This window comes from Arhodomonas sp. KWT (genome assembly GCF_010993615.1).
The window spans coordinates 1-3,132 of sequence record NZ_WNXE01000242.1; the positions used below are offsets into that span (position 1 = coordinate 1).

The 3,132-nt window shown below is 65.6% G+C and carries 3 protein-coding genes, 1 pseudogene and 1 other annotated feature; of the genes and pseudogenes, 3 read left to right on the forward strand and 1 reads right to left on the reverse strand.

All coding sequences use genetic code 11. The annotated features are described in order from the left end of the window. The first annotated feature begins 38 nt into the window (after nucleotides 1–38). Complete coding sequence (locus G7A99_RS17280) at nucleotides 39–401, forward strand: DUF779 domain-containing protein (protein ID WP_163142457.1); 363 nt, start codon at nucleotides 39–41, stop codon at nucleotides 399–401. Nucleotides 402–616: 215 nt separating this feature from the next. Here G7A99_RS17280 and G7A99_RS17285 read toward each other — a convergent pair whose 3' ends face one another. Beyond that, nucleotides 617–1,879 (reverse strand): IS256 family transposase, encoded by a 1,263-nt coding sequence (locus tag G7A99_RS17285; RefSeq protein WP_163142460.1) that lies wholly within the window; start codon nucleotides 1,877–1,879, stop codon nucleotides 617–619. Nucleotides 1,880–2,036: 157 nt separating this feature from the next. Here G7A99_RS17285 and G7A99_RS17290 point away from each other — a divergent pair, with 157 nt between their 5' ends. Beyond that, entirely contained in the window at nucleotides 2,037–2,228 is a 192-nt protein-coding gene (locus G7A99_RS17290; RefSeq protein WP_163142463.1) for a hypothetical protein, read from the forward strand. Between the two features lie 86 nt (nucleotides 2,229–2,314). Next, a pseudogene (locus G7A99_RS17295) lies at nucleotides 2,315–3,054 on the forward strand (IS3 family transposase); the annotation flags it as partial. Beyond that, nucleotides 2,593–2,709 (forward strand) — a sequence feature (AL1L pseudoknot). Its footprint overlaps the pseudogene before it by 117 nt. Nucleotides 3,055–3,132: the final 78 nt, after the last annotated feature.

Genomic DNA, 3,132 nt, shown 5'->3' on the forward strand with positions numbered 1-3,132 from the left:
GAGGGCCATATCGACGGGCGCGTGGTCCTGGACCTGGCATGAGCGGGACGGGCGAACAGGCCCCGGGGGTGTCGGTCGCCCCCGGGGCCGCCGAGCTGATCGAGCGGTTGCGGACCCGACACGGACCGTTGCTGTTCCACCAGTCCGGGGGCTGCTGCGACGGCAGCGCCCCCATGTGCTACCCCCGTGACGAGTTCCGTGTCGGCGAGCGCGACGTCCATCTCGGCGACGTCCACGGCCAGCCGTTCTACATCGGCGGCAGCCAGTACGCGCTGTGGTGTCATACCCACCTGGTGCTGGACGTCGTTCCCGGTCGCGGCAGCGGCTTCTCGCTGGAGGCCCCGGAGGGCGTGCGCTTCCTCGTGCGCTCGCGGGTTACCGGCGACCCGGACCGCACGTAGCCCGCTAGGGCCCCGCCGGGGGCCCTAGTATTTCTCTGTGTCAATTGGAGTTGACCCGCTTCGGTGGACATCCGAGCCTTTGGGAAGCAATCGGAGTCCACGATGCCACAGTCCAGACCCCCATACCCGGCAGCCTTCCGGGAGCAGATGATTGATCTGGTGCGCGCCGGGCGCACGCCCGAGCAACGAGCTATCGTCAAATCTGGTGTATGGCGTCATGAACAGGCGGCGTCCTGCTGGTCGTTCGGTATCTCCACTTCCACTCCGTCTTTGAACCGCACGCCGGTGATGACCTTGGCGATGGATTCGAAGCCCCGGATGCGGCGCCATCGTTTCTCAGCGGACATGCCGAGCTTGTAGATCATGGCCAGCATGGTGTTCCGAGTGACGCAGCCCTTGGCCCGGTCGGTGCGATGGCGGATGGTGCTGAAGGTGGACTCGATGGGGTTCGTCGTCCGAAGGTGCTGCCAGTGTTGGGCCGGGAAGTCGTAGAAGGCCAACAGGCTCTCGCGGTCCCGGACGAGCTTGTCCACGGCCTTCGGGTACTTGGCCTCATACGTCTGCACGAACGACCCCAATGCCTTCTCTGCCTCCGCCCGCGTCGGCGCCATCCAGACCTCCTGGAGGGCCTTCTTGGCCTTGGGCTGAACGGACTTGGGCAGGGCGTTCAAGACATTGGCGGTCTTGTGCACCCAGCAGCGCTGGTGGCGGGTCTCGGGGAAGACCTCATCCAGGGCGGCCCAGAACCCCAGGGCCCCGTCGCCGACAGCCAGCTCCGGTGGCCGCTCCAGGCCCCGGGTCTTGAGGGACAGCAGGACCTCCCGCCAGCTCTGGGTCGACTCCCGAACGCCGTCCTCGATGGTCAGAAAGTGCTTCTCGCCCCGGTCGTTGACACCGATAACCACCAAGGCGCACAGCTTCTGGCCCTCGGCCCGCAAGCCGCTGTAGATGCCGTCCGCCCAGACATACACCCATCGGTCCTTGTCCAGCCGGCGCTGGCACCAGGTCTCGTACTCCCCGCGCCACTGCCCCTTCAATCGGCGGACCACGGAGCTGGATAGTCCCTTGGCGTCCGGGCCGACCAGCGCCTCCAGGGCCTCGCCCATCTGCCCGGTGGAGACGCCCTTCAGATACAACCAGGGCAACGCCGCATCCACGCTGCGTGCCCGGCGCACATAGGGTGGCACCAAAGCCGAGCGGAACACCGCCGACTCCTCCGTCCGAGAGCGGACCTTCGGTACCTTGACCTGGACCGGCCCGACCCCCGTCAGGACTTCACGCTCGGGAAGGTAACCGTTGCGCACCACTGCGGCCCGGCCCTGCTCGTCCTTCTGTCCAGAAAACTGCGCCAACATCTCGGTCAATTCCGTCTCCACGGCCTGCTGGATCAGCCGCTGCGCTCCCTCGCGCAACATCTCCGTCAGCGGGTCCTGGACCGTGCCTGGCTTCCCAAAAGGAACTACGTTATCGTTTGCCATAGGTGGCGTACCTCTCTGCTGTCGATCAGTTTTCGTCGAAACCGATTTCAGCAGGGTGCGCCGCCTTCTTCAATTACCCCGTACACCAGAATCGACCATACCTCCCGAGCAACTCGCCCAAGAGTTCGAACCCTCGGCGCAGACCATTCGCAACTGGGTGACCCAGGCCGACCGCGACAGCGGCCGGCGCAGCGACGCTCCGAGCAGCGCCGAGCGGGAGGAGCTGCGGCGTCTGCGCCGGGAGGTCAAGCGGCTGCGCGAGGAGCGGGAGATCCTGTCAAAAGCCGCGGCCTGGTTCGCTCGGGAGACCGACTCGGTGCCACCGAAGTCTTCGAGTTCGTCGAAGTGAATCGGGCCTTCCACCGCATTGCCACGATGTGCCGAGTGAACCGCCCCGGGTATCGCGGAGGCTCCAACCCTTGAGAGAATGGAGCCATGAACAAGTCTAACCAGTTTTCCCCTGAGGTTCGTGAGCGTGCGGTGCGCATGGTCCAAGAGCACCGGGGCGAGTACCCGTCGCTATGGGCGGCGGTGGAGTCGATTGCCCCGAAGATCGGCTGCGTGCCCCAGACGTTGCTGCAGTGGGTCAAGCGCGACGAGACCGACAAAGGCCAGCGCGAAGGGCTCACCTCCAGCGAGCGTGAGCGCCTCAAGGCGCTGGAGCGCGAGAACAAGGAGCTGCGCCGTGCCAACGACATCCTGCGCACGGCCAGCGCTTTTTTCGCCCAGGCGGAGCTCGACCGCAAACTGAAGTCGTAAACGCCTACATCGACCAGCACCGGGACGCCTACGGGGTCGAGCCAATCTGCAGAGCCTTGCGGGTTGCCCCGTCGGCCTACCGGCGCCACGCCGCCCGGCAACGCAATCCGGATCTGCGGAGTTCCCGCGCCAAGCGCGATGAAGCGCTGGAGCCGGAGATTCGGCGGGTCTGGGAGGCCAACCTGCAGGTCTATGGCGCCGACAAGGTCTGGAAGCAGATGAACCGGGAGAGCATCCCGGTGGCCCGCTGCACCGTCGAGCGGCTCATGCGCCGCCTGGGGTTGCAGGGTGCGCGCCGTGGCAAGACCGTCCGGACCACGGTGCCGGACCGAGCGGCACCGTGCCCGCTGGATCTCGTCAATCGGCAATTCAACGCCGACCGTCCCAATCAGCTCTGGGTGTCGGATTTCACCTATGGTGTGCCCGGAGTTCAGGGCGAGCATGGAAGCTCAAATGGACCACGAGTCTATCTGGAATATTGAACCATTACTTCA